Source organism: Sphingopyxis sp. H073 (genome assembly GCF_001468395.1).
GTDB lineage: Bacteria > Pseudomonadota > Alphaproteobacteria > Sphingomonadales > Sphingomonadaceae > Sphingopyxis.
In genome coordinates, this window is record NZ_LNSG01000007.1 from 16,577 (window position 1) to 41,840 (window position 25,264).

The 25,264-nt window shown below is 64.5% G+C and carries 20 protein-coding genes and 2 tRNA genes; 5 read left to right on the forward strand and 17 right to left on the reverse strand.

From position 1 onward, the window contains the following. Positions 1-73 precede the first annotated feature (73 nt). The 5 genes from gltB to ATE64_RS14170 form a co-directional block, all read right to left on the reverse strand. Positions 74-4,603: a glutamate synthase large subunit gene (gene gltB / locus ATE64_RS14150; protein ID WP_058457229.1), complete on the reverse strand. Its 4,530-nt coding sequence runs from the start codon at positions 4,601-4,603 to the stop codon at positions 74-76. Between the two features lie 28 nt (positions 4,604-4,631). After that, positions 4,632-5,810, reverse strand: coding sequence for a DUF2059 domain-containing protein (locus ATE64_RS14155; protein ID WP_231729149.1), 1,179 nt, complete (start codon positions 5,808-5,810; stop codon positions 4,632-4,634). 23 nt (positions 5,811-5,833) lie between these two features. Next, the gene (locus ATE64_RS14160) at positions 5,834-7,276 is read right to left on the reverse strand and encodes an NAD(P)-dependent oxidoreductase (RefSeq protein WP_058457231.1); all 1,443 of its coding nucleotides are present in this window, start codon (positions 7,274-7,276) and stop codon (positions 5,834-5,836) included. A 159-nt stretch (positions 7,277-7,435) separates the two neighbouring features. Continuing rightward, the gene (locus tag ATE64_RS14165) at positions 7,436-8,236 is read right to left on the reverse strand and encodes an undecaprenyl-diphosphate phosphatase (protein ID WP_058457232.1); all 801 of its coding nucleotides are present in this window, start codon (positions 8,234-8,236) and stop codon (positions 7,436-7,438) included. A 124-nt stretch (positions 8,237-8,360) separates the two neighbouring features. Next, positions 8,361-9,293, reverse strand: coding sequence for a complex I NDUFA9 subunit family protein (locus ATE64_RS14170; protein ID WP_058457233.1), 933 nt, complete (start codon positions 9,291-9,293; stop codon positions 8,361-8,363). 200 nt (positions 9,294-9,493) lie between these two features. Between ATE64_RS14170 and ATE64_RS14175 the strand changes: the two genes are divergently transcribed. After that, a tRNA-Leu gene (locus tag ATE64_RS14175) sits at positions 9,494-9,580 on the forward strand. A 163-nt stretch (positions 9,581-9,743) separates the two neighbouring features. Beyond that, complete coding sequence (locus tag ATE64_RS14180) at positions 9,744-10,931, forward strand: integrase arm-type DNA-binding domain-containing protein (protein WP_058457234.1); 1,188 nt, start codon at positions 9,744-9,746, stop codon at positions 10,929-10,931. Between the two features lie 207 nt (positions 10,932-11,138). Here the strand turns inward: ATE64_RS14180 and ATE64_RS14185 are convergent, their stop codons facing one another. From ATE64_RS14185 to ATE64_RS14210, 6 genes are all read right to left on the reverse strand, one after another. Then, a complete protein-coding gene (locus ATE64_RS14185) occupies positions 11,139-12,812 on the reverse strand; it encodes a phage/plasmid primase, P4 family (protein ID WP_058457235.1) in 1,674 nt (557 codons plus the stop codon). A 17-nt stretch (positions 12,813-12,829) separates the two neighbouring features. Then, entirely contained in the window at positions 12,830-13,720 is an 891-nt protein-coding gene (locus ATE64_RS14190; protein ID WP_058457236.1) for a hypothetical protein, read from the reverse strand. A gap of 46 nt (positions 13,721-13,766) precedes the next feature. Next, positions 13,767-14,021: a hypothetical protein gene (locus ATE64_RS14195; protein WP_058457237.1), complete on the reverse strand. Its 255-nt coding sequence runs from the start codon at positions 14,019-14,021 to the stop codon at positions 13,767-13,769. A gap of 234 nt (positions 14,022-14,255) precedes the next feature. Next, complete coding sequence (locus ATE64_RS22110) at positions 14,256-14,507, reverse strand: hypothetical protein (protein ID WP_058457239.1); 252 nt, start codon at positions 14,505-14,507, stop codon at positions 14,256-14,258. 569 nt (positions 14,508-15,076) lie between these two features. After that, a complete protein-coding gene (locus ATE64_RS21745) occupies positions 15,077-15,217 on the reverse strand; it encodes a hypothetical protein (protein WP_156416593.1) in 141 nt (46 codons plus the stop codon). 177 nt (positions 15,218-15,394) lie between these two features. Beyond that, the gene (locus tag ATE64_RS14210; RefSeq protein ID WP_058457240.1) at positions 15,395-16,054 is read right to left on the reverse strand and encodes a recombinase family protein; all 660 of its coding nucleotides are present in this window, start codon (positions 16,052-16,054) and stop codon (positions 15,395-15,397) included. 424 nt (positions 16,055-16,478) lie between these two features. On the opposite strand from ATE64_RS14210, the gene ATE64_RS14215 reads away from it, so the two are divergent. From ATE64_RS14215 to ATE64_RS14220, 3 genes are all read left to right on the forward strand, one after another. Next, the gene (locus ATE64_RS14215) at positions 16,479-16,877 is read left to right on the forward strand and encodes a hypothetical protein (RefSeq protein ID WP_058457241.1); all 399 of its coding nucleotides are present in this window, start codon (positions 16,479-16,481) and stop codon (positions 16,875-16,877) included. Positions 16,878-16,932: 55 nt separating this feature from the next. After that, positions 16,933-17,193, forward strand: coding sequence for a hypothetical protein (locus ATE64_RS21750; RefSeq protein ID WP_156416594.1), 261 nt, complete (start codon positions 16,933-16,935; stop codon positions 17,191-17,193). 117 nt (positions 17,194-17,310) lie between these two features. Beyond that, a tRNA-Thr gene (locus ATE64_RS14220) sits at positions 17,311-17,386 on the forward strand. A 30-nt stretch (positions 17,387-17,416) separates the two neighbouring features. On the opposite strand, the gene ATE64_RS14225 is transcribed toward ATE64_RS14220, so the two are convergent. The 6 genes from ATE64_RS14225 to ATE64_RS14250 all read right to left on the reverse strand — a co-directional run bounded on the left by ATE64_RS14225 (position 17,417) and on the right by ATE64_RS14250 (position 25,254). Next, a complete protein-coding gene (locus tag ATE64_RS14225; protein ID WP_058457242.1) occupies positions 17,417-18,571 on the reverse strand; it encodes an acyl-CoA dehydrogenase family protein in 1,155 nt (384 codons plus the stop codon). 13 nt (positions 18,572-18,584) lie between these two features. Beyond that, positions 18,585-19,433: a MaoC family dehydratase N-terminal domain-containing protein gene (locus ATE64_RS14230; RefSeq protein WP_058457243.1), complete on the reverse strand. Its 849-nt coding sequence runs from the start codon at positions 19,431-19,433 to the stop codon at positions 18,585-18,587. After that, complete coding sequence (locus ATE64_RS14235) at positions 19,433-21,148, reverse strand: acyl-CoA dehydrogenase family protein (RefSeq protein WP_058457244.1); 1,716 nt, start codon at positions 21,146-21,148, stop codon at positions 19,433-19,435. Before ATE64_RS14235 ends, ATE64_RS14230 begins: the two co-directional genes overlap by 1 nt. 154 nt (positions 21,149-21,302) lie before the next feature. Then, positions 21,303-22,517: an acetyl-CoA C-acetyltransferase gene (locus tag ATE64_RS14240; protein ID WP_058457245.1), complete on the reverse strand. Its 1,215-nt coding sequence runs from the start codon at positions 22,515-22,517 to the stop codon at positions 21,303-21,305. A 154-nt stretch (positions 22,518-22,671) separates the two neighbouring features. After that, positions 22,672-23,868 (reverse strand): CoA transferase, encoded by a 1,197-nt coding sequence (locus ATE64_RS14245; RefSeq protein WP_058457246.1) that lies wholly within the window; start codon positions 23,866-23,868, stop codon positions 22,672-22,674. Between the two features lie 219 nt (positions 23,869-24,087). Further along, positions 24,088-25,254 carry an acyl-CoA dehydrogenase family protein gene (locus tag ATE64_RS14250; RefSeq protein ID WP_058457247.1) on the reverse strand — a complete coding sequence of 389 codons (1,167 nt, stop codon included), beginning with the start codon at positions 25,252-25,254 and terminating at the stop codon, positions 24,088-24,090. Positions 25,255-25,264 lie beyond the last annotated feature (10 nt).

The following is a 25,264-nucleotide window of genomic DNA, read 5'->3' on the forward strand; positions in this document are numbered from 1 at the left end:
CTAGCGGGCCGACGCTTTCGCGCGGCTGAACATCCTGTGGCGGTACGGCGAACCGTATCCTTCGCACGACGAACTACTCCGCCGCCTCCACGGCGACCTCTTCCTCGTTCAGCGGTTGCGTCAGGCGGCTGAGCATTTCCTTCGGACACACCTGCCAGAACTGGTCCCGCCAGCGGTCCCAGTCGGCGAGGATTTCGGCCGACCATTTGCTGCCCGTCGCGCGCGCATGGTCCTCGACCAGCTCCTTCAGGACGGCTTCCCAATGGCTGCTCGCGATCCGCTGCCAGATGATCGATTCGCCGTTGGCGCGGCCCTCGAAGCTGCCGTCGGTGTCGAGGATGAAGGCCATGCCGCCGGTCATCCCCGCGCCGAAGTTTGACCCCACCGGGCCGAGGATCACCGCGGTGCCCCCGGTCATATATTCGCAGCCGTTTGCGCCGCAGCCCTCGACGACGACCTTGGCGCCCGAGTTGCGGACCGCGAAACGCTCGCCCGCCTGACCCGCCGCGAGCAGGGTGCCCGCGGTCGCGCCATAGAGGACGGTGTTCCCGACGATGCTGTTGTGCTGGCTGACGAGCGGGCTCGATACCGTCGGGCGCACGACGATGCGGCCGCCCGACAGACCCTTGCCGACATAGTCGTTCGCGTCGCCGAATACCTCGAGCGTGATGCCGCTGCACAGGAAGGCGCCGAGCGACTGGCCCGCGGTGCCGCGGAGGCGCACCTGCACATGATCGTCGGCGAGCCCGTTCATCCCGAAGCGCGCGGTGACCTCGGCCGACAGGCGCGTTCCGACGGCGCGGTGCGTGTTGCGGACATTGTAGGTCAGCTGCATCCGTTCGCCGCGCTCGAACAGCGGCTTGGCGTCGCTCAGGATCTGCGCGTCGAGGCTGTCGGGGACGGGGTTGCGGAAGTTCGGGCCCTGCGAACGACGCTGATCATCCGGCGCGTCGACCTTCGCGAGGATCGGGTTGAGGTCGAGGTCGTCGAGATGTTCGGCGCCGCGGCTGACCTGGCGCAGCAGCTCGGTACGGCCGATCACCTCGTCGAGGCTGCGGCAGCCGAGCTTGGCGAGGATTTCGCGCACTTCCTCGGCGATGAAGGTCATCAGGTTGATGACCTTCTCGGGGCTGCCGGTGAATTTCTGGCGCAGCTTCTCGTCCTGCGTGCAGACGCCGACAGGGCAGGTGTTGCTGTGGCACTGGCGCACCATGATGCAGCCCATCGCGACGAGGCTCAGCGTCCCGATGCCATATTCCTCGGCGCCGAGGATCGCGGCGATCACGATGTCGCGGCCGGTCTTGAGCCCGCCGTCGGTGCGCAGGCGGATGCGATGGCGCAGGCCGTTGAGCGTGAGGACCTGATTGACCTCGCTGAGCCCCATCTCCCACGGCGTGCCGGCATATTTGACGCTGGTCTGCGGGCTTGCGCCGGTGCCGCCGGTGTTGCCCGAGACGAGGATCACATCGGCGTGCGCCTTGGCGACGCCCGCCGCGACGGTGCCGATGCCCGCCGAGCTGACGAGCTTCACGCAGACGCGCGCTTTCGGATTGATCTGCTTCAGATCGTAGATGAGCTGCGCCAGATCCTCGATCGAATAGATGTCGTGGTGCGGCGGCGGGCTGATCAGCATCACGCCGGGGGTCGAGTGGCGCAGGCGCGCGATGAATTCGGTCACCTTGAAGCCCGGAAGCTGGCCGCCCTCGCCGGGCTTTGCACCCTGCGCGACCTTGATCTCGATCTCGTCGCACGCGCCGAGATATTCGGCGGTGACGCCGAAGCGGCCGCTCGCGATCTGCTTGATGTTGCTGTTGGCGTTGTCGCCATTGGCGTAGGGCTGGTAACGCTCGCTCGCTTCGCCGCCTTCGCCGGAGACGGCCTTGGCGCCGATGCGGTTCATCGCGATCGCCAGCGTTTCGTGCGCCTCGGGCGAGAGCGCGCCGAGCGACATGCCGGGGGTGACGAAGCGCTTGCGGATCTCGGTGATCGCCTCGACGCTGTCGAGCGCGACGCCCTGCGACGGATAGTTGAACTCGACAAGGTCGCGCAGATACACCGGCGGCAGGTCGGCAACGCCGCGCGCAAATTGCAGGTAGGTCGAATAGCTGTCGGTCGCGACCGCCGTCTGCAGCAAATGCATGAGCTGCGCCGAATAGGCGTGCGTTTCGCCGCCCGCGCGCTGGCGATAGAAGCCGCCGATGGGGAGCGCGGTAACGCGCTTGTCGAACGCCGCTTCATGCTTTTCGGTCGCGTTGATGAAGAGCGACTGATAGCCCTCGCCCGAAATCTTCGCAGGCATTCCGGGGAAGAGGTCGTTGACGAGCGCGCGGCTGAGGCCCACGGCCTCGAAATTATAGCCGCCGCGATAGCTGGAGATCACCGCGATCCCCATCTTCGCCATGATCTTGAGCAAGCCGTCGTCGATCGCCTTGCGGAAACGGACGTGGCAGTCGGCCAGCGACAGCTCGCCGCCGAACAGCCCGCGCGTCCAGCGATCGGCGATCGCCGCTTCGGCGAGATAGGCGTGGACGGTGGTCGCGCCGACCCCGATCAGCACCGCAAAGGCGTGGGTGTCGAGCACCTCGGCCGACCGCACGTTGATCGAGGCATAGCTGCGCAGGCCCTTGCGGACGAGGTGGGTGTGAACCGCGGCGGCGGCGAGCACCATGGCGACGCCGACGCGCGTCTCGCCGATATTCTGGTCCGAGAGGAATAGCTCGCTGCGTCCTGCGCGCACCGCATCCTCGGCCTCGCGGCGGATGCGCGCGATCGCGTCGCGCAACGTCGAGGCGTTGCCCCCGGCCGCGAAGGTGCAGTCGATGTCGGCGACCGCGTCACCGAAATAGGCGCGCAGACGGTCCCAGTCGTCGCCGACGAGCACGGGCGAGTCGATCACGAGGACGTGCGCGCTCTGCCCCTTTTCGTCGAGAATGTTGGCGAGGTTCGAGAAGCGCGTCTTGAGGCTCATCACATGCCGTTCGCGCAAGCTGTCGATCGGCGGGTTCGTGACCTGGCTGAAATTCTGGCGGAAGAATTGCGCGACGTGGCGCGGCTTGTCGGAAATGACCGCGAGCGGCGTGTCGTCGCCCATCGAGCCGACGGCCTCCTTCGCATCCTCGACCATCGGGCTGAGGATCAGTTCCATATCCTCCATCGTCAGGCCGGCAGCGACCTGGCGGCGGAGCAGCTCGCTGCGGTCCCACTGGCCGAGCGTCGACTTGCCGCCCTTGGGCAGGTCGGCCATCGTGCGGAAGCCTTTCACGCGCGCGCCATAATCATGCGCGCCGGCGATCTTGTCCTTGATCGCGCGGTCTTCGTAGAGCGTGCCCTCTTCGAGATCGACGGCGATCATCTGACCGGGGCCGAGGCGCCCCTTCTTGCGGATGCTCGCCTCGGGCAGCAGCACCATGCCGCTTTCGGACCCGACGACGAGCAGATTGTCGGCGGTGAGCGTGTAGCGCAGCGGCCGCAGCGCATTGCGGTCCATCCCCGCGACCGCCCAGCGGCCGTCGGTCATCGCGAGCGCGGCGGGGCCGTCCCACGGCTCCATGACGCTGGCGAGGTAATTATACATCGCCTTGTGCGATTGCGGCATTTCGCTGTCGGTCGCCCAGGCTTCGGGGACGAGGATCAGCTTCGCGGTCGGGGCATCGCGGCCGGCGCGGCAGAGCGTCTCGAACACCGCATCGAGCGCGGCCGTGTCCGAGGCGCCCGCCGGGATCACCGGCTTGATGTCCTCCGAATGCTCGCCGAAGGCGAGGCTCGCCATCTTGATCTCGTGGCTCTTCATCCAGTTCTTGTTGCCGCGGATCGTGTTGATCTCGCCATTATGGGCGAGGGTACGGAACGGCTGGGCGAGCCACCATTGCGGGAAGGTGTTCGTCGAATAGCGCTGGTGGAAGATCGCGACGCGGCTTTCGAACAGCTTGTTCGTGAGGTCGGGATAGAAATCGGCGAGGCTCTCGGCAAGGAACAGGCCCTTGTAGATGATCGAGCGCGCCGACAGGCTGCAGACGTAAAAATCGGCGATCTGCGCCGCGATCACCTTCTTTTCGATGCGGCGGCGGACGAGATAGAGCTGCTTTTCAAACTCGGCGGCGGACTGCTCGTCGGGCAGGGGCCCGGCGATCATGATCTGCTCGATCTCGGGGCGCGTGCGCTGCGCCTTGTCGCCGATCACCGATACATCGACCGGTACCTGGCGCCAGCCATAGATGGTGTAGCCCGCATCGATGATCTCGGCCTCGACGATCGTGCGGCATTCTTCCTGCGCGGAAAGGTCGGTGCGCGGCAGGAAGACCATGCCGACGGCGAGGCGGTTCGGGCGCACCTTGTGCCCCGACGCCGCGATCGCATCGTCGAAGAAGCGGACCGGCAGGTCGACGTGGATACCCGCGCCATCCCCGGTCTTGCCGTCGGCGTCGACCGCGCCGCGGTGCCAGACGGCACGCAAGGCTTCGATCGCCGCCTCGACAACGCGGCGCGACGGCTTGCCGTCGGTCGCCGCGACCATGCCGACGCCGCAGGCATCGGATTCCATGTCGGGGCGATACATGCCGCTTTCGGCGAGCCGCGCGTGATCGGGGGTGGGGTAGTGGGTCATTCACAGTTCCTCACGGCCGCGGCCGCTTCTATTTTCCGGATGGCTTCTTCTTGCGCGCGTTGGCGATAGCCGCTTCCTGCGCGTCATAGGCGGCGCTTGCGGCGCTGCTCGCCGCTTCCTCGAGCTGCTCGACGCGGGCGCGATCGGCGGCCGACCAGTTTTCGCGGTCGAAGGCGGGATCGTCGATCGCCTCCCCGGCAGCGTCCGCAGCCGCTGCCGCGGCCTCGGCGACATCGGCCGCAGCAGCATCGGCGGCGGCATCGGCGGCGCCCCAATCCTCGCTTGCTTCGACCGCGTCCTCGACCGGCGGGCTGTTCCACGCGTCGCGGTTTTCCTTCAGCGTCTTGACGTCGACCTTCATCAGCTTGGCGAGTTTCGCCAGCTCGGCGTCGCTCATGTCGGTAAGCTGCTTTTCCTTGGGCAGCGCCTTGAACTTGCCTTCGATCTCGGGCCCGCGGTCGATGAACTTGCCGACCAGCGGCGGCACCGCCTTGATCATTGCCAGCATCACCTCGGGATCGGCCTGGAGCGCCATCCATTCGGCGCTGTACGCCTTGCCCGTCGGGGTCGCGAAAAAGGCGTTCATCTCGCCGAGCTGCGCGGCAGAGAATTTGCGCGCATAAGCGTGCGCGAGCCCGCTCCGCATCGGTCCTTCCAAGTCGGTGAGCGCTTCGCTGATCAACGGCTTGACGACCGTCATCAGCTGGTCCTCGCGCTGCTTGCGATAGGGGTCGAACAGGTCGGCGATCGCGGTCTTGCTCTTCTCGTCGAGCGTCGCGATCTTTTCGCTGTCGACGCCGGTCTTGATCGACAACATCACGTCGGACATGCCGCCGAACTCGCCGAGCAGGCCCTTGAAAAGCTTGCCGTAGAGATTGTCGAGCATCTTCTCGAGGCTGCCCGGCGGGATCAGCGCGGTGGTCGTCGTTTGCGCGAGCGCCAGCTGTGCGGGCGCGACGGGTGGCAGCTTGTCGGTGCCGAAGATCTTCTCGACCAGCTTGATCGCTTCGTCGATCTCCTTCTGCATCTTCGCTTTGGCGTCGGCCATTGCGGCCTCGCTGTTATATTCGGTCTCCGGAATCGTCTCCGGTTTCGTCTGCGAAGGTTCGAAAACGACGACAGGCGCTTCCTTGTTCGGCGCAGCAAAAGCCTGCGCAGGCACGATCAGCATGGCGCCGGCGAGCAGCGCGGATTTCCATTTCGACATAAACATGATCCTTCCCCTGTTGGTCATGCTGCCTTCTTTTCGCTTATCGCCTTCGCTTTCAACCACTTTGCCATCTGATCGCTGACGTCGCGGCCGTCGCGGATGCCCCAGACGACCAGGCTGGCGCCGCGCACGATGTCGCCCGCCGCGAAAACGCCGGGCAGGCTGGTCATCATCGTCTGGTGATCGACGCGCAGTGTGCCCCAGCGCGTGACGCTGAGGTCGGGCGCGCCGAACAGGTGCGGCAGCTCTTCGGGGTCGAAGCCCAGTGCCTTGATCACCATGTCGGCGGGCAGGTCGAACTTGCGGCCGGGATCGGGCTCGGGGCTGCGGCGCCCGCTCGCATCGGGCGCGCCAAGGCGCATGCCCTGCACCGCCACCTGCTTGACGCTCTTGTCGGCGGTGAAGCTTTCGGGTGCCGAGAGCCAGACGAACTCGACGCCTTCCTCCTCGGCATTGGCGACCTCGCGCTGCGAACCCGGCATATTCTCGCGGTCGCGGCGATAGAGGCACTTCACCGACTTGGCGCCCTGGCGCACCGCGGTACGGACACAGTCCATCGCAGTGTCGCCGCCGCCGACGACGACGACGTGCTTGCCCTTGGCGTCGAGGCGGCCGTCCTCGAATTCCACGACGGTGTCGCCGAAGCTCTTGCGGTTCGAGGCGATCAGATAGTCGAGCGCGGCGACGACGCCCGCGGCCTCGTTGCCCGGTACGTTGATTTCGCGCGCCTTGTACACGCCGGTCGCAACAAGGATCGCGTCATGCTTTTGCCGCAGCTGGTCGAGCGTGGCATCCTTGCCGACCTCGAAGCCGAGGTGGAAATGGATGCCGCCGTCCCGAAGCCGCTCGATGCGGCGCATCACGACATCCTTCTCGAGCTTGAAGCCCGGGATGCCGTAGGTGAGCAGCCCTCCGGCGCGGTCGTGGCGGTCATAGACATGCACCTCGTGCCCCATCGCGCGCAGATATTCGGCGGCGGTCAGGCCCGCCGGGCCGGCGCCGATGATGCCGACCGACTGGCCGGTGGGCGTGCCGACATACAGCGGCTCGACCCAGCCTTCGGCCCAGGCGGTGTCCGTGATATACTTCTCCACGCTGCCGATCGTGACGGCGCCGTGGCCCGAAAATTCGATCACGCAATTGCCTTCGCACAGCCGATCCTGCGGGCAGATGCGGCCGCAGATTTCGGGCATGGTCGAGGTCGCGTTCGACAGCTCATACGCCTCGCGCAACCGCCCTTCGGCGGTCAGGCGCAGCCAGTCGGGGATATGGTTGTGCAGCGGACAATGCACCGAGCAATAGGGCACGCCGCATTGCGAACAGCGCGCGGCCTGCGCATCGGCGTCGGGCGCCGCATAGCGCTCGGCGATCTCGCGGAAATCGCGCGCGCGCTCCTCGGCCGACCGCTTGTCAGGGTAGGATTGTTCACGCCCCACAAACTGGAGCATGCGTTCGGAAGCCATGCAGTATCCCCTTCGTTGCGGGGGCGATGGCATGGCTGGGAAAGGCCTGTCACGAAGGAAATGCCGATTAGGTCAATAATACTGACCTTAAATCAGACGCTCTTGGACTGCACCGGCCTTACTGCGCAATTATGTTTCGCATATAATACCAAATCGGCCCTATCTTGCGGCGAGCCATACTAGCGCGGCCACGCCGACGATGATTCGATACCAGGCGAAAGGCGCAAAGCCATAGCGGGTTACCACCGCAAGGAAGGCCTTGATGACCGCCCACGCGACGACGAACGATACGAAGGCGCCGAGCGCGATCAGCCCGATGTCGTTCTTCGTGATCGCGTCATGATGTTTGGCGAGTTGGAGCACCGTGGCCCCGGTCAGCGTCGGCAGCGCGAGGAAGAAGCTGAACTCGGCGGCGGTCTTGCGATCGATACCGAGCGCCATCGCGCCCATGATCGTCGCGCCCGAGCGGCTGACGCCGGGGATCATCGCGATGCACTGGACCAGCCCGACGATGATCGACTGGCGCGTCGAGAGCGCCGCGACGCCGCCGCTTTCCTTCGGCTTGGCAAAGCGCTCGACGATCAGGATACCGACGCCGCCGATGATCAGCGCCCAGGCGACGACGACGGCATTCTCGAGCAGCGCCTCGATATAGTCGCCGAAGGCGAGCCCGAGCACGACGGCGGGAATGAAGGCCAGAAGCAGGTTGCGTACGAAGGCGAAGGCGACGGGGTCGCGCCGGAGTAGCCCGGTGAAGATGTCGCGGAAGGTGCGCCAGTAAAGCACGACGATCGCCAGGATCGCGCCGGGCTGGATCGCGATGTTGAACACCGCCCATTTCGCCGCGTCATAACCGAGCAGCTCGGTCGCCAGGATCAGGTGGCCCGTCGAGGAAACGGGAAGAAATTCGGTCAGCCCCTCGACGATGCCGAGGATAATCGCGGTCAGCCAGATGCTCATGGGATTCCGTCTTGAAGGTTGCGAATAAACGAAAGGGCGCCCGACCGATGCCGGACGCCCCTTATGTCCTCGGCCGAGCCTAACAGCCCGCGCGCTATTTTCCAGCCGCTATTTCCGGCCGCTATCAGGCAGTCTGGGCGAAGCGGCCGTGGCGGCGATATTGCACCAGCCAGCCTTCGGCGACCGCGGCGAGCGAGGTCGGGGTGATGCCAAGCTGGCCGAGGCTGGCGGCGCCAGCCGCGACGACATTGTCGCGCTGGAGCATCAGCCACTGGTCCTTCGTGATCGGTGCGCCGGGGGCCCAGCCGAGGCCGGTCGCAAGCGCATCCGAGACCATGTCGGGCAATTCGACGAACAGCCGCTTGCGGCCCGTCGCCTCCGCGATCCACCGCTGCAGGTCGAGCATCGTCAGAACCTGCGGCCCGCCGAGCTCGAAAATCTTACCCGCGGCCTCGTCACCGAGCGCGGCGACCACCGCATCGGCGACATCGCCGACATAGACCGGCTGGAACTTCGTCTCCGGCGCGATCACCGGAAGGACAGGCAGGAAGCGGATCATCGTCGCAAAGCGGTTGATGAAATTGTCCTCGCGGCCGAACAGGATCGAGGGACGCAGGATCGCGGCGTCGGGAAACGCCTTGCGCACGGCGGCTTCGCCCTCGCCCTTGCTGCGACCGTAGGCCGAAGGGCTGTTGCTGTCGGCGCCGATCGCCGAGATATGGACGAGCGCCTGCGCGCCCGCGGTCTTGGCGGCGGCCGCCACATGGCGCGCGCCATCGGTCTGCACGGCAGCCATATCGTCGAACGCGCCGACGAGATTGATCACCGCATCGCTTTCCTGCACCGCGCGCGCCACGCTTGCGGCGTCGCGGACGTCGGCGGCGACGAACTGCATCTGGCCGAGCCCGCCGAGCGGCTTCAGGAACAGCGCCTTGCGCGGCTCGCGCTCGGCGATGCGGACGCGCGCGCCGCGTGCGAGCAGCCGCTGGACGACATAGCGGCCGAGAAAGCCGCCGCCGCCGAACACGGTGATCAATTGTCCGTCAAGCTTTTGCATGATGTGCGCCTGTGTCCGATTCTCTGGCGGCGCACACGGCGCCGAATGCGCTCCCCATGCCGCGAAGCGTCCGCCGGAGCAAGGGGGCAGGGTGTACGGTACGACGCGAAACCGCGGCTTGGCGAATAAAATTGCGCACCGCGCGCTCGCGCGGTTGACAAGCCGGTCACGCCGCCGCTAAGCGCCCGCTCCTACCCCGTGCCCAGATGGCGGAATTGGTAGACGCACCAGCTTCAGGTGCTGGCGATCGCAAGGTCGTGGAGGTTCGAGTCCTCTTCTGGGCACCATTTACCTGTTCGGCGATATGCGCCAACAGTTGAAAAAACCAAGGAAATCTGCGATAAAGTGGCCTGATCTGGCCGCTGTTGTCCGCCTCCATTCGCCCGCAACCGGGCAAAAGTGGGGGCCATGATGGGGGCCAAATCCAAACTAGCTTTTGGAGTGGCCCCCATGCCCCTGAGTGACATTGCAATCCGCGCGGCCAAGCCTGGCCCCAAACCCATCAAGCTATCGGACGAACGCGGGCTGTTCCTGCTGGTGCAGCCGTCCGGCGGCAAACTCTGGCGCTTGAAGTATCGGATTGCGGGCAAGGAAAAGAAGCTCTCGCTTGGCCGCTATCCCGATGTGGCGCTGAAGGAAGCCCGCGAACGCTGCACTGAAGCGCGCAAGCTGATTGCCTCTGGCATCGATCCATCGGAACAAAAGCGCACAGAGCGGCTGGACGCCACGCTACGGGCGGAAAACACGTTCAAAGCAGTGGCCGAAGAATACATCGAAAAGTCGGACAGGGAAGGCCGTGCGGCTGTCACCATTGGCAAAGCGCGCTGGCTGCTATCGTTGCTTGAACCGGCCTTGGGGTCGCGCCCGGTCGATGAAATCAGCCCGGTTGAATTGCTTGGGGCGCTCAAGAAAGTGGAGGCCAAGGGGCATCTGGAGACAGCGCGGCGAATGCGGTCCTTCGCCAGCCGGGTGTTCCGCTATGCCGTGGCCACGGCCCGCGCCAAAGCTGATCCAGCCGCTACATTGCGCGGCGCATTGGTGGCCCCCAAAGTCACGCACCATGCGGCCATCCTTGATGCCAAGGGCGTGGGCGCGTTGCTTCGGGCGATAGATGGCTATGACGGCCAACCCATGACGCAACTGGCGCTGAAGCTCGCTCCCCATGTGTTCGTGCGCCCCGGCGAATTGCGGCAAGCCGAATGGGAGGAAATCGATTTGGAGGCGGGCGTCTGGAAAATCGCAGCGTCCAAGATGAAAATGCGCCAGCCACACATGGTCCCGCTTTCCCGCCAAGCAATTGCTATCCTGCAAGCGGCACAAGCCCTGACAGGCCGTCATCGCTATGTGTTCGCTTCGCTCTATCCCGGTAAACGGCCCATGTCGGAAAACACAATCAACGCGGCACTTCGGCGGCTGGGCTATTCCGGCGATGAAATGACGGCGCACGGTTTCCGCGCAATGGCCAGCACGCTGCTAAACGAAAGCGGCAAGTGGAATCCCGATGCCATTGAACGGGCGCTGGCGCACAAGGCGGCGGATGGCTTGCGCGGTGCCTATCATCGCGGCGCACATTGGGCGGAGCGGGTGGAAATGGCGCAATGGTGGTCCGACTATCTCGACACTTTGCGCGCTGCTTGATGCAAGTTTGGGTCCCTCTGGCGGGGGCATCCGTATGGCGGGGGCGCGGAGCCGCTGATTCAGATTCCACCGGGAATCGGCCATAGGATCACCGAAAATGATTTCAGGGCGCGAAGGGCGCTTCAAGGCTTGTTTCCCGTAACCCTCCCTGAATTGCGTTTTCAGACAAGGTTTTGGCGAACTGCTTTAGTAGCGCCCTTCGTGCCCTCACAAATCGCCGAAACTCACATCGATTCCCAAGAGATAGCTCTTGCCGTTGCTCTTCAGCCGCCGGAACCCCCTCGTGCCCATCATGCGGACGAAGGCGGGGCGCGTCATCGGAGTCATGCCAAGCATGGCGAAGTGATTCTGGTAGGAGGCAAAAATGGTAGCGATGCTGCACCGGGCATCCGGCCTCATATCGCATTCGGTTGCCAGCCAGTCCCCGATAACGTCGGTGTCGTCGCGATACATCGCCGTTTCCTGCAAGATTGACGGCGGCACCTGAAGGCCGATCTTTTGCCAGCGCAGGCAACCGGCAATGCACCAATTCAGAATGCCGCTGCCTTCCGCCTCCAGCAATTGCCGGTCAAGGTCGCGCACCCGTTCATCCGGTGCGAACTGGCGAGCGAATGGCAACAGGATTAGCCGCCGCCACATTCCGTCCCCTGCATCGCGGATGGCAGGGCGATGATTGCCGCGAACCCAAAGCGTATGCGTCGGATAGAAATCGAACGCTTCACCATAAAGGGCACGGGTTGGGATGGCTTCGCGCGAAACGATTTCCTTGATCCGCTGATCGTTGAACGTGTCGGCCTGTCCAACTTCATTGACCAACGCCAGCCGTGCCCCAAGCAAGCGGTGCTTGAAGCGCGAAGCCTCCCCCTCGTTCTTTGTCACTGCCAGCAATTCCGAACCGACTGTAACGGCATATTCGCCAAACACCGCAGCCAGCACGTTCGCCATGACGCTTTTGCCGTTGGCCCCGGCCCCCTGCATGAACAGGAATACCTCTTCATCGACAAGCCCGGTAAGTGAATATCCGGCGAACCGCTGGAGGAAGGCAACCTGTTCCTGATCCGCCAGAATGTCAGACAGGAACGCTTCCCATCGCGGGCAGGTGGCATTCGGATCATAGGCCACGCCAACGCATTTGCTGATCCGGTGCGCGGGCGAAGGGGCCAGCCATTTGCCCGCGCGCAAATCGATGGCCCCGCCTTCGACGCCAAGCAAAAGCGGGTTGCGGTCAAAGGCTGTAGGATCAGCAACAGTCATGCCCTGTTCGGCCTTCGCCATATCGATCATGGCGGCAATGCGGGGCGCGGATCGATGGACCTTCAAGGCCTGGCCATAGTCCGCTTTGCTGCCGTCGCTTGGGTTGGCAGAGAGCTTCGCGCCAGCTTCCCGCAAGTTGGCATCTGCTACCGCTTTGGCGGCGGTCACTTCCTGCCCGGTTTCACACAGTCGCCAGATGCCATTGGCATATTCGCGCCATTTCCCGGTCGCGCGGTCATGGATCAGGCGGCCCCGATTGGCGGCGGCGAAGCGGTGGCCGTTGTCGATATCGCCAAGCGTTTCGGCATAGATGTTGGCGTCGGGGTCAATCCAGCCGTTGCGGGCGGCGGCATAGTAGATGCTCCGAACAGTGCGCCCGCCTTCGCGGCTGGCACTGGCGCTTTTCCAGACGGCGGCAAAAGCCCGTTCGTCCCAAAGATGCGGAGCTGTCATGCTCCATTCGCGGGCGATTTCTTCGGCGCAGCTCCAGCCGGTCGAATGAATGGCCAACAAGACAAGCAGCCAGTCATTGCGCGAACAATCGGCGGAAACGGTTTCCAGCGCGGATTTCAGGCGGGCAATCTCGCTATCGGTTTCGTCCAGCTCCCGTTCGTCGGGTTCCGCCACGGCTGGCTGCACGCGCTTCAGGAAGGCATCGGGTAAATGCGAAAGGAAAAGCGCACTGGAGGGGTCTGCCCCATCCTGCCAGCGATAGCGCCCGCCGCTGTGGTGACGGCTAGCTTCGCAATGCGGTCAGCGGTCGAGGGGGGCGGGACTTCTCGGGCCAGTTCCCTACATTCGGGAGGGTGGGAATTGGCCCGAAGGCTGCTTTCCGGGGGGTCGATTGTGGGACTTTCGGAGTTTCGGGCCAGTTCCCCTATACTATTACATAGTAGGTAAGAGGGGGTGTCCCCCCGCTTTTCCCGCTCCATTCCCGCGAACATGATCTGCAATGCGTCGAGGGGTATCCGCTGCCGCTTCCCGTTCATCGAAAGCCGGACACATTCGCGCCCATAATGGTTTTCGATACGGAACGTCTGGCTGCCGATCGTCAGCATATTCCCGGTGCGCGTCCCGATCCCGGCGAAGGGGATTGCCGCGGGCGCAGCGCGCGCCTTGGCGGCGGCGACGGCCTTTCGGACGGTGGACAGGCTCTTGATGGTGGAGGGGTCCAGATGCGCGCCCTGCTGGGTGAATGTTGCGGCGATCTTTTCCCGGAGGCCTTTCGATACTGCCCGGCTAAAGAAGCGGTCGGGGTCGAAGTCGCTCCCGAGCTTGGCATTGAGGCGCAGCACGTCGTCCCGATTGGTCGAGGCCAAGGCGGCGTCGCTGTTGAACCACAGGATGACTAGGGCGAGGATCGCTGCGTCATATCCCTTTGGCTTTGGCGGATAGGCCACCGGCTCACTGATAACCCGGATGCGCTTCGCTTCGGGATGCTGCGCCTTGTAAGCGTTCACCCCGTCGATACCTTGCCACTTGGCGGCGTTCCGTATCTGCTTGCGGTGATGCTCCATCCGGTCCCGCTGCGTCATCTTCGATAGGTCCGGGCCGTGGCATATGCCGTCCGGGACGAGGGGGTTATCGGATTGCACGAAAGACCTTGGGCGCGCCCTTGCGGTTAGCTTGCATGAAGTCAGCAAGTAAGGCCGGGTCGTCCATGATGTTGCCGATGACGAACAGGATCAGGCTCATATGTTCATCGTCGGACAAGAAGGGGATGCGTTCATCAGCGAAAAGTGTTTGGCCGAATATGATCGGGATAGCCCAATCGAAGAAGGTCTGGCGGTTAGCGTCGATGACAGCACGGTATTTGCAGGCCGGTACGGCGAGCATATTCTATTCTCCTATAGGTAAGGGCGGCAGTCAGCCGATGGCCGGGGTGTACCCCCAGGGATTATTGATGTCGGGATTATCGGCATTGAACCGGGCGAGCATCGCCTTGTGCTCCGACCTTGGGCCGGTGATGTTCCAATGCGCCCAATGCGGGGAGGGTCCACCGACAATGTCAAGCCGATCTAGGGCGAACCGCATAGCCTGTGCGTCCCCGGCTGGGTCGTGGTCGTCCATCTATCGAGCCGAGGGGAAGCGTTCATGCGGGTTGTCCCGGTTGAACATGGCGATCATATCCCTGTGCTGTGCGCCACGTCCGCTAATGTCGCGGAGCGCCCAATCGGGGTACGGAATGCGGAGCAGGTCCAGCATCGCACGGCAAGCAGCCATGCGCGCCCGATTGCGCCGGAAATAGTCGGCAAGGCCGGGGTCGTTCCGCAAAGCATCTAGACCAGCGGCGGAAATGGGCAGGGTGCCCGAATTAGTCATGGTGTCCTTTCGATTGTTTTCATGTGTATCAAAGCCGAGACAGCTATCCCCCGCGCTCGCCTGTGTCCGGCCCGGCTCAATCCGGGGCGCAAGCGCGCCAGCACAGACAGCGCAGACGGGGAGGCCCAAGGCGCGGCCCCTCCCTGCCGCCCACAGGAGAATGTAGGACAGCGGCAGGGAGGGGCCGACGGCCCAAGGAAAATCGCGATGCGCGTTCAACGGAAAAGCCCGCGCGTCGAGACTAAGGATTTAAGTCGGTGAGTGCGCCCGCTTGCGGCCCGGCTGACGCGGTTGCAGCGGAGCGGGGACGGGGACGCCAAGGGCTTCAAGAGCATGGCGCATCCCGGAGCGATAGGACCGCTCGCGGCCTGCGTATCGAGCGACTGCATCGGGGTCTGATAGCTTGCTGGCGTCAATGGTGATGAGCATGGGAAGTCCTCTCGCGGGTGCTGATGTTGTGTCGGTATCAGAATAGGGCAGCCGCAATAGGCCGACGCCTTGCCGGGCGCTGGGCCGCGTTCTCTATGTCAATAGTGGTATCAATCCGACTGACGCATTTCCCCCGGCCCTCAAGAGACCTTAAAGGCCACCAGCGCCGCAAAAAAGATCGGCGGAATGAGGAACGCTATCACCGTGGCGAAAGCCAGCCGGGGCGATCCCCGCTCGTTGAAGGATTTGACGATAGCCACGAGGGCAGACCAGCGTTGCACGGACTTCTCCTTATAAAGGGTCAAATCAATCCGTGCCGGGTGTCGGGGACAATTATGTCCCTAGTTTTCAAGAAAGCCAACCATGAAGAGAGGCCATTTCCACCCGTTTGTCTCGCGCCCGTGTGCCGACCCGTGGACAACTTCAAAAGGGGCGCCCCTATCCAGCCGCGCCAGCCCTCACGCGGCCAGCCGACTAAGCGCCCGATGCAGATTGGCAGGATGCCACTTGCCCCCGGCTGGCGAAGGAATGCCTTCATCGTTCAAGGCTGCGATCATCCGGCGAACGGATAGGCCGCTGTCCTTCATGGCCTGTAGGCGATCAGCAAGAGGCTCTAGGCGCTCCATTGCCGCTGCCTTGTTCGCCGCTGCCAGCGCCTTGCCGTTGGTCCCCAGCACGGTCCCCTTCGCTTTGGCCGCGGCAAGGGCTGCCTTCGTCCGCTGCGATATAATCTCGCCTTCCCGCTCCGCGAGGGCCGCATAGAGATGAAGCTGGAAGCGATCAGCGTTCGGCATGTCCGCCACGGCGAAATCAACCCCGGTCTCCATGAGGCCTGAAATGAAATGGACGTTGCGGGCAAGGCGGTCCAGCTTGGCGAGCACTAGCTTGGCCTTCGTCCGCTTCGCTTCTGTGAGCGCGGCAAGAAGCTGTGGACGCTTGGCGAGGGCATTGCTGCCTTTGCCGGTTTCAATCTCTTGGTACTCCCCGACGATATCCAGCCCCGATGCAGCGGCATAGCGCGCCACGGCTTCACGCTGGGCTTCTAGGCCAAGACCGCTGCGTCCCTGCCGGTCAGTCGATACACGGAGATAGGCAATGGCTTTGCTCGGGGTAGGCATGAAATCGCTCCTAGGCGTTCACAAGTTATCGAACGTTTATGCGTGAACAGTCAGGGATGCAAGAGGGTTTGACGCTGGGCCGCGCCCGATCATCGGCAGGGGATGAAGCCGGGCAATCGCCGGGCGCGCGCTGTATGGAGCCGGGGGCGCCCCCCACGGGGGGTAACTGCCGTGTCTATGGTCAGAGTTGCCCCCTCGCATGAGGATACCGATTTTCGATTTAGGCTAGTTGGCCATTGTTGCGTTCCCGACGGCAAAATAATACCGGCGGTGGATGTTTGAGATATTCTTACCCATGCTTCTCATCGCTTCTCCAGAGGCGCTAGGCCTTAACTCGCTTGTCGCGGAGTATCCCCAGCGCCTTTTTTGCCATGCGGATAGGTTGGCAATGATTATCGAGGCCCTAGCGGCTGGCGACCGATAGATGCCGGATACCAATTTGCTCTCCTTTTTCTTGCTAATGTTGCTGCCCGCAATTTTCCTGTCTGGCTACTTTTTCGGGCGGAGAGCGGGCAGGCGCTGGTTCATGGCTGCGTCGGCAGGAAAGGGCGAAGTCGCATCCCTAACTTACCCCGAAGTCGCATATAGGGTGCGCCGGGTTAACGCCTATTTCTTCAGTTGGATGCGGGCCGCCGAAAAATGCGAGCTTGTGAAGTACGGCAAGATACCGGACGCTGCCTTGCAGCAAAAAGCCCGTTTTATGCTGACCGCGTCTATCGCCGTTGCTGCGAGTAAACTGCACGATGAGGCACTGGCCTGCATGAGGGATCAACAGCCCGAACATGATGATACTGAATTTCGGTTTGGGGACCCCAGAATTTAAGTTGTTGGCAACCCGTCGCTCATACGCGCAACTTGTTTGTAGCTAGGAGGTCGCATTGCGTTGGTTGCTGTTGTTGTCGCCCCTGATCCTGTCCGCCTGTGGCGAACCGCGGTCAGCCGTATTGTTCCGCCAATTCCAAGTTCTCGCCAAGGGAGGGGCAACGCAGCAAGAGCTTTGCGCCAAGGCCAAAGAGGTTGCGGATGCCTATGTGGTCGAGGACAACACCGAGAGCTACGCGACTTGGCGGCAAATAGCGGACATACGTTGTGGCTGGGCTGCACTAGAAAAATGGAAGGCGGAGCAATCAGGCGGATAAGGGGGCTTGCGCTAGGTACTCCATTCGACTAGTCCACCGCCGCAACGTAGCTGACCCAAACCCACGGTTTTCCGCCAGATTTGACTTTTGGCGAAAAATCCTCTTCTGGGCACCAGTGCCGCTTTAGCTCAGTTGGTAGAGCACATCATTCGTAATGATGGGGCCACAGGTTCGAGTCCTGTAAGCGGCACCATAGCTTCCCCAAATTCTCCGCGCGTCCCGCTCAGAAGCTCTTGGGGAGTTTCAGCACATGCGTTGCGACGTGGCTCAGGATCAGGTTCGTGCTGATCGGCGCGACCTGATAGAGGCGCGTTTCGCGGAACTTGCGTTCGATGTCATATTCCTCGGCGAAGCCGAAGCCGCCGTGCGTCTGGATGCACATATCGGCGGCGTACCAGCTTGCCTCCGACGCAAGCATTTTCGCCATGTTGGCTTCGGTGCCGCAAGGCTCGCCCGCCTCGAACATCGCCGCCGCCTTGTCGACCATCGCCGCGGCCGCCGAAATCTGGACGTGCGCACGCGCGATCGGGAACTGGATGCCCTGATTCTCCCCGATGGGGCGCCCGAATACCTCGCGCTCCGAGGCGTAGGCGGCGGCGCGGTCGATAAAGAAGCGGCCGTCGCCGATGCATTCGCTGGCGATCAGGATGCGCTCGGCATTCATGCCGTCGAGAATATAGCGGAAGCCCTTGCCTTCCTCCCCGATCAGGTTTGCGGCGGGAACGCGCAGGTCGTCGAAGAAAAGCTCGGTCGTCGCATGGTTGAGCATCGTGCGGATCGGCCGGATGGTGAGGCCGTTGCCGACCGCCTCGCGCATGTCGACGAGCAGCACGCTCATTCCGTCGGACGATTTCTGGGCCTGATCGCGCGGGGTGGTACGGACGAGCAGGACCATCAGGTCGCTGTGCTCGGCGCGGCTGATCCAGATCTTCTGGCCCGAAACGATATAATCGTCGCCGTCGCGGCGCGCGAAGGTCTTGATCCGCGTCGTGTCGGTGCCGCTCGTCGGTTCGGTGACGCCGAAGGCCTGCAGGCGAAGCGCCCCGCTCGCGATGCCGGGCAGGTAGCGCGCCTTCTGCTCGGGCGAGCCGTGCTTCAGGATCGTCCCCATCGTGTACATCTGCGCGTGGCAGGCGCCGCCGTTGCAGCCCGAACGATGGATCTCCTCGAGGATCGCGGTCGCCGCCGACAGGCCGAGCCCGGCGCCGCCATATTCTTCGGGCACGAGCACCGACAGGAAACCCGCTTCGGTCAGGGTACGGACGAAGTCGGTCGGATAGATGCGATCGCGGTCGAGCGCCTGCCAATAGCTGCCGGGGAATTCGGCGCACAGGCGGCGAACGGATTCGCGAATTTCGGGGTGCAATGGTTCGGACATCGATATTTCTCTTTCAGTTGGCCGTCGCCGCCATCACCTGTCGGCGATCGGCGGCAAAAGCGGCGAGGGCGATGGTGTCGTCGTCGCGACGAAGGACGAGATGGAGCGGATCACCGCAGATCGCGGGGGACAGGCCGCGGAAGGCGAAGCGTTGGAGCATGTTGTCCCCGAGATGTAGCGCCGCAAGGTCGAGCAGGAGCGTCGCGGTGAGTGGGCCGTGGACGACGAGGCCGCGGTAGCCCTCTTCGTGGGTCGCATAGGGCAGGTCATAATGAATGCGGTGGCTGTTGAAGGTCAGCGCCGAGTAACGGAACAGCAGCGCTTCGGACGGGACGAGCATCCGGTGCGCTTCCCAGCCCGATGCGTCGAACTTGCCCTCGCCGGGCGGGGGAGGGGCAGCGGGAGCGCCGGCGGGCGCGGGCTCGCGGAAGACGATCGACTGGATTTCGCGCACCGCGAGGGCGCCGTCCCCACGGGTTTCGTGAGCAATTTCGGCGAAGACGAGCTTGCCCGTGCCGCCCTGCTTTTCGGTGATCGAGGCGACGCGCGAACTGCGCATGATCGACTGGCGGGGGCGCAAGGGCGCGAGGAATTCGACCTTGCTCGCCGCCCACATGCGGCGCGGCAGGGGGATGGGGGGCAGGAAGCTGTCGTCGCTGTCCCCGCGCACCGGATGGCCGTCGGCGCCGAGGGTCGCGGTCGGCGCGTCGGGCAGGCAAAGGCACCAGTGATACGCCTGCGGGACGCTGCCGTCGGCGGGCGCGCTACGGTCGAGCGTCGCTAGCCAGCGCGCGACCGCGGCGGGATCGATATGATCGTGGCGGACATCCTCGCGGCCGATCCAGGCCTGCCAGTCGCTCATCAATTGCGTCCTCCGGTCAGTCCGCGCGCGATCACCTGCGCCTGAATCTCGGCTGCGCCCTCGAAGATGTTGAGGATGCGCGCGTCGCAGAGGATACGGCTGATCTCATACTCAAGGGCATAGCCGTTGCCGCCATGGATCTGCAGCGCGGCATCGGCGTTCGACCAGGCGGCGCGCGCGCCGAGCAGCTTCGCCATGCCCGCCTCGATATCGCAGCGCTTGCCCGAATCCTTCGCGCGCGCGGCTGCGTAGCTCAGCTCGCGCGCGGTTATGAAATCGACGAGGCTCATAGCGAGCTTGTCGGCGACGCGCGGGAAATGGATGATCGCCTTCCCGAACTGCTTGCGGGTCAGTGCATAGTCGAGCCCGAGTTCGAGCGCGCGGCGCGCGACGCCGACGGCGCGCGCGGCGGTCTGGATGCGGGCGCCCTCGAAGGTGCGCATCAGCTGCTTGAAGCCTTGCCCCTCCTCGCCGCCGAGCAGCGCGTCGGCGGGTGCCGTAAGCCCCTCGAACTGCAGCGCATATTCGCGCATCCCGCGATAGCCGAGTACCTCGATCTCGCTGCCGGTCATCCCGGCTGCAGGAAAGGGATCGCTCTCGGTCCCGCGCGGCTTGGGGACGAGCAGCATCGACAGGCCGGCATAGCCCTTCGCATCGGGCAGGGTGCGGGCGAGCAGGGTCATCAGGTCCGAGCGCGCGGCGTGGGTGATCCAGGTCTTCGCGCCGTCGATGATCCAGCGGTCGCCCTCGCGACGCGCCTTGGTTTGCAGCGCGCCGAGGTCGGAGCCGACGTCGGGTTCGGTGAACACCGCCGTCGGCAGGATCTCGCCGCTGGCGATCCGCGGCAGCCATTCGGTCTTTTGCGCGTCGGTGCCGCCCATCGCGATCAATTCGCCCGCAATCTCCGACCGCGTGCCGAGCGACCCGGCGCCGATCCAGCCGCGCGACAGCTCTTCGGTGACGATGCACATGACGAGCTTGCCGAGGCCGAGCCCGCCATATTCCTCGGGAATACAGACACCAAAGGTGCCTAGCTCAGCCATCGCCTGCACCGTTGCATCGGGGACCAGGTCGTTCGCGAGGTGCCAAGCGTGGGCGTGCGGGACGATCGCGGCGTCGGTGAAGCGGCGATATTGTTCGCGGATCGCGTCGAGGTCGGCGTCGTGGAGCGTCTCGCTCGGCCAATGGCCTTCGGCGAGCGCGGCGGCGACGCTGGCGCGGGTCGTGGCGTGGTCGGTATTCAGCAGGTCGGCGCAGGCGTCGGCAAGCGTGCGGGCTGCGGCGGTGAGGCCGAGGTCGGCGGGGCGGAAGATTTCGTTCTGCCCCATCGGCAGGCCGCCGGTGAGTTGGCCGATGCCTTCAGCGAAGGCGAGGGCGGCGATTTTGTCGTCGAGGGGATTGGAGTCGCCGTTCGAGTCGAGCCAGCCGAGCGTGGCTTCGAGCGCGGCAACGGTGGTTGCGACCCATGCGAAGCCGTGCGCGGCGCGTTGTTCGCGGTCGATGGGGGAGAGGTCCGGCCTGGAGCTTTTCGGGCTTTCCTGTTCCCCCGCGAAGGCGGGGGTCCATCTCCCGTCGGTGCTATTTTGAGCCGTTGGATGATGGGTCCCCGCCTTCGCGGGGACACACGGATGATTTAACCGCTCACTTAGGGCTTGCTGTGCGGCGTTGCGATACACCTGCGCTGCGATCAGAGCGCCGTTCAGATCCGCACGCATCGTCAGAGCCTGCCCCCTATTCCTTCGTCACCCCGGACTTGATCCGGGGTCCATGCCATCGGCGGCGCTATGGACCCCGGATCAAGTCCGGGGTGACGAGGAGGAGGGGCTTGGTTCACGCTGGTTGTCTGCTGTTTGCCGATCGCCGAGACATTCAAGCCGCGCGCTCGAAGATCGCGGCGATGCCCTGACCGCCGCCGATGCACATGGTTTCAAGCCCGTAGCGGCCGTCGCGGCGGACGAGTTCGCGCGTCAGATTGGCGAGGATGCGCCCGCCGGTCGCGCCGATCGGGTGGCCGAGCGAGATGCCCGAGCCGTTGACGTTCAAAATCTCGTTGCGGCTGTCGTCGTCGCTCCAGCCCCAGCCCTTGAGCACCGCGAGCACCTGCGGCGCAAAGGCTTCGTTGAGCTCGACGAGGTCGATGTCGCCCCAGCCGAGGCCGTTGCGCGCGAAGAGGCGTTCGACGGCGGGGACGGGGCCGATGCCCATACGGCTGGGGTCGCAGCCCGCGGCGGCCGAGCTGTGGTACCAGGCGATGGGGGTGAGCCCGAGTTCGTCGAGCTTGTCCTCGGCAACGACGAGGCACGCGGCGGCAGCGTCATTCTGCTGGCTCGCGTTGCCCGCGGTGACGACGCCGCCTTCGAGGGCTTTCAGCTTGCCGAGCGATTCCATGGTGGCATCGGCGCGGTAGCCTTCGTCGTGCGCGAAGACGACGGGGTCGCCCTTCTTCTGGGGGACCGAGACGGGGACGAGTTCGTCGTCGAACAGGCCGTTCGCCCATGCGGCGGCGGCGCGCTGGTGGCTGCGGACGGCATAGGCGTCGCAGGCTTCGCGGCTGATGTCATAGTCCTTGGCGAGATTTTCGGCGGTTTCGATCATGCCGGTGATGACGCCGAAGCGCTCGACCGGCTGCGACATGACGCGGCCGCGGGTGAGGCGGTCATGGAGGGTGAGGTTGCCCGCGCGGATGCCCTTGCGGACGTCGGTCGTATAATGCTCGACGTTCGACATTGACTCCACGCCGCCCGCGACGACGACGTCGGACATGCCGGTCTGGACCATCATCGCGGCGTTGACGACCGCCTGCAGCCCCGAGCCGCAGCGGCGATCGAGCTGGTAACCGGGCACCTCGAGCGGCAGGCCCGCGGCGAGCCACGACCAGTGGCCGATGCTTGGCGCTTCGGCATTGCCATAGCCTTGCGAAAAGACGACGTCGTCGACGCGCGCGGGATCGATCTTCGTGCGCTCGATCAGCGCCTTCAGGATGACGGCGCCGAGATCGCCGGCGGTGATCGACGAGAGCGAGCCGCCGAACTTGCCGACGGCGGTGCGGATCGGGGCGACGATGGCGGCGCGGCGAAGGGTCATTTTCTAATCTCCAAACATAAATTGCGTGTGCCCCCGCGAAGGCGGGGGTCCATCACCTGCCCTCTCAGCCCTCAGCAACCGCTGGCCGGCATCGCAAGGATCGGATGATGGGCCCCCGCCTTCGCGGGGGAACAGGAAGGGGGAGTGGGGCAATTCAGCCGACACCGACAATCCCCGCATCGATCAGGCGGGCGATTTCGCCCGAGGACAGCGAAAGGCGCGAGGACAGTATTTCTTCGCTGTGCTGGCCGTTGAGGGGCGCAGGGCGCGGGGGCTCGCGATCCGCCTGCGGGATGGTGGCGAAGGCGCCCGCGGCGGGATAGGCGAAGCCGCTGGGGTTAGTGGTGCTGCCGAAGATCGGATTGTCCGCGACGAGCGCCGGGTCGTTCGCGGCGTCGTGCATCGTGCGATAGGGCGAATGGACGATCCCGCCCGCGTCGAAGGCGGCGGCGAGATCGGCATGGTCGCGGCTCGCGATCGCCTGTTCGAACAAGGGATAGAGGGCATCGCGGTGGTCGAAGCGGAGGCCATCGTCCCTGGCGAAGGACACGCCGCGCGATGCTTCGATGCTCGCGATGGCATCGCCGAGGTTCAGCGCTGCTATCAGGTTCGCCCACTGGCGCGGGGTGACGACGACGATCATCGTCCGCGCGCCGTCGCGGGTCACGAAGTCGCGGCCGAAGAGGCCATAGACGGCATTGCCGAGCCGCGGGCGATTCTCGCCCGAGTAAAGCACTTCGGCGATCCCGCCGAGATTGGCGACGGTGCCGATCGCGACGTCCGACAGGGGGATGCGCACCTCGCCGCCCTCTCCGCTGACACTCCGCCGCTGGATCGCGGCGAGCAGCGCGAAGGCGGCATAGGCGCCGGTGAGCAGATCCCATGCGGGCAGCACATGATTGACGGGTTCGGGCCCCGCGCCGGTGAGCATCGGATAGCCGACGCTGTTATTGACCGTGTAATCGAGCGCGGGCGAGCCGTCGGCCCAGCCCATCACACGGACGGTGATCAGATCGGGGCGGCCCTCGGCGAGCTTGGCGTGCGAGAGGAAGCCGTCAACGGGGAAGTTGGTGATGAACTGACCCGTCGCGCGCACCAATTCTTGCAGCAGTTCGCGCCCCTCGGGCTTGGACAGATCGAGCGCGACCGACTTCTTCGCGCGGTTGAGATTCTCCCAATAGAGCGAGTTATTCTCTGCGGTGACCGGCCAGCGACGGAAATCGGGGCCGCCGCCGATCTGGTCGACGCGGATCACCTCGGCGCCGAACTGCGCGCAATAGAGCCCGGCCGTGGGCGAGGCGACGAAGGAGGAGGCTTCGATGACCGAGAGGCCGGAGAGGAGGTTATACATGGACCGGGCCCACCCCCTCTGTGTTCCCCCGCGAAGGCGGGGGTCCATCACCCGAGCTATCGTCTTGCCATCGCCGTCCGCCAAATAAAGCGAGGGTAGGTGATGGCCCAGTATCGGGTTGAACTTGCCCCGCATGTTCAAGGATCGTCCGGGGGACGATCCGACCCGACACTCCTTCGCGGGGGAACACGCTGGAAAGGGATTGGGAGAAAATCACCTTCAAGCCGCCGCAAACTCGCGCAGCATATGCTTGGCGATCTGGAGCTGCAGGATCTGCGTCGTGCCTTCGTAGATGCGATAGATGCGCGCATCGCGAAAGAAGCGTTCGGCGTCATATTCGGCGAGATAGCCGGCGCCGCCATAGACCTGGACGCAGGCGTCGACGACGCGGCCGCACATTTCGCTGGCGAATACCTTGAACGCCGCCGCCTTGCGCAGGACATTCTCGCCGGCGTCGGCGCGGCGCGTGACGTCCTCCATCATGCATTCGGCGGCGTAGATGTCGATCTCGCTCTGCGCGAGCATCTGCTGGATCAGCTGGAAGTTCGCGATCGGCTCGCCGAACGCCTTGCGCTCGGTCGCGTAGCGTACCGCGCTGTCGAGCGCGCGGCGGGCGTAGGCGGTCGCCGCGGCGCCGACCGACATGCGGCCGTTGTCGAGGCTCATCATCGCATAGGCGAAGCCCTTGCCGAGCTCGCCGCCGAGCAGCGCCTCGCCGCCGACGCGGACATCGTCCATCACGACGTCGGCAATATGACTGCCCGACTGGCCCATCTTCTTGTCCGACTTGCCGATCGTGATGCCGGGGACGTCGAAGGGCACGACGAAGGCCGAGACATGCGCGTTCTTCGGCAGATTCTCCTTGCTCGTCCGCGCCATGATCAGGCCGACTTTGGCGAAGGGCGAGTTGGTGATGTAGCGTTTGGTGCCGTTGAGGACCCAGCCGTTGTCGGTCTGCGTCGCGGTGGTCTGGAGCCCCGCCGAATCCGACCCCGATCCGGGTTCGGTCAGCCCGAAGCAGGCGATTTCGCCGGCGGCGACGCGCGGCAGCCATTCGGCCTTCTGCGCTTCGGTGCCGCCATTTTTCAGCGCCGAGGCGAACATGCCGATATTGATCGAGATGATCGAGCGGAACGCCGGCATTGCATAGCTGATCGTGTGGATCGTCTTGATATACTGGCTGACGTTCATTCCCGCGCCGCCATATTCTTCGGGAATCGTCAGGCCGAACAGGCCCATGTCGCGCATTTCGGCGAGGATGTCGTCGGGGATCGCGTCGCTCTCGACGATCTCCTTTTCGGCGGGGAGAAGGCGCTCGCGCACATAGCGCTGAAGCTGTTCGATGAACTGGTCGAAAACATCCGCGTCCATGCCGGGGTTGCTCATGGGCTTTTCC

Coding starts and splice junctions, on each gene's coding strand:
- ATE64_RS14170 (WP_058457233.1), bottom strand. CDS start 9,293: ATGCAAAAGCTTGACGGACAATTGATCACCGTGTTCGGCGGCGGCGGC.
- ATE64_RS14180 (WP_058457234.1), top strand. CDS start 9,744: ATGCCCCTGAGTGACATTGCAATCCGCGCGGCCAAGCCTGGCCCCAAA.
- ATE64_RS14230 (WP_058457243.1), bottom strand. CDS start 19,433: ATGAGCGACTGGCAGGCCTGGATCGGCCGCGAGGATGTCCGCCACGAT.
- ATE64_RS14250 (WP_058457247.1), bottom strand. CDS start 25,254: ATGAGCAACCCCGGCATGGACGCGGATGTTTTCGACCAGTTCATCGAA.
- ATE64_RS14210 (WP_058457240.1), bottom strand. CDS start 16,054: ATGCCTACCCCGAGCAAAGCCATTGCCTATCTCCGTGTATCGACTGAC.
- ATE64_RS22110 (WP_058457239.1), bottom strand. CDS start 14,507: ATGACTAATTCGGGCACCCTGCCCATTTCCGCCGCTGGTCTAGATGCT.
- ATE64_RS14240 (WP_058457245.1), bottom strand. CDS start 22,517: ATGACCCTTCGCCGCGCCGCCATCGTCGCCCCGATCCGCACCGCCGTC.
- ATE64_RS14225 (WP_058457242.1), bottom strand. CDS start 18,571: ATGTCCGAACCATTGCACCCCGAAATTCGCGAATCCGTTCGCCGCCTG.
- ATE64_RS14160 (WP_058457231.1), bottom strand. CDS start 7,276: ATGGCTTCCGAACGCATGCTCCAGTTTGTGGGGCGTGAACAATCCTAC.
- ATE64_RS14165 (WP_058457232.1), bottom strand. CDS start 8,236: ATGAGCATCTGGCTGACCGCGATTATCCTCGGCATCGTCGAGGGGCTG.
- ATE64_RS14155 (WP_231729149.1), bottom strand. CDS start 5,810: ATGTCGAAATGGAAATCCGCGCTGCTCGCCGGCGCCATGCTGATCGTG.
- ATE64_RS14245 (WP_058457246.1), bottom strand. CDS start 23,868: ATGTATAACCTCCTCTCCGGCCTCTCGGTCATCGAAGCCTCCTCCTTC.
- ATE64_RS14190 (WP_058457236.1), bottom strand. CDS start 13,720: ATGACGCAGCGGGACCGGATGGAGCATCACCGCAAGCAGATACGGAAC.
- ATE64_RS14215 (WP_058457241.1), top strand. CDS start 16,479: ATGCCGGATACCAATTTGCTCTCCTTTTTCTTGCTAATGTTGCTGCCC.
- ATE64_RS14195 (WP_058457237.1), bottom strand. CDS start 14,021: ATGCTCGCCGTACCGGCCTGCAAATACCGTGCTGTCATCGACGCTAAC.
- ATE64_RS14235 (WP_058457244.1), bottom strand. CDS start 21,148: ATGCGTGCGGATCTGAACGGCGCTCTGATCGCAGCGCAGGTGTATCGC.
- gltB (WP_058457229.1), bottom strand. CDS start 4,603: ATGACCCACTACCCCACCCCCGATCACGCGCGGCTCGCCGAAAGCGGC.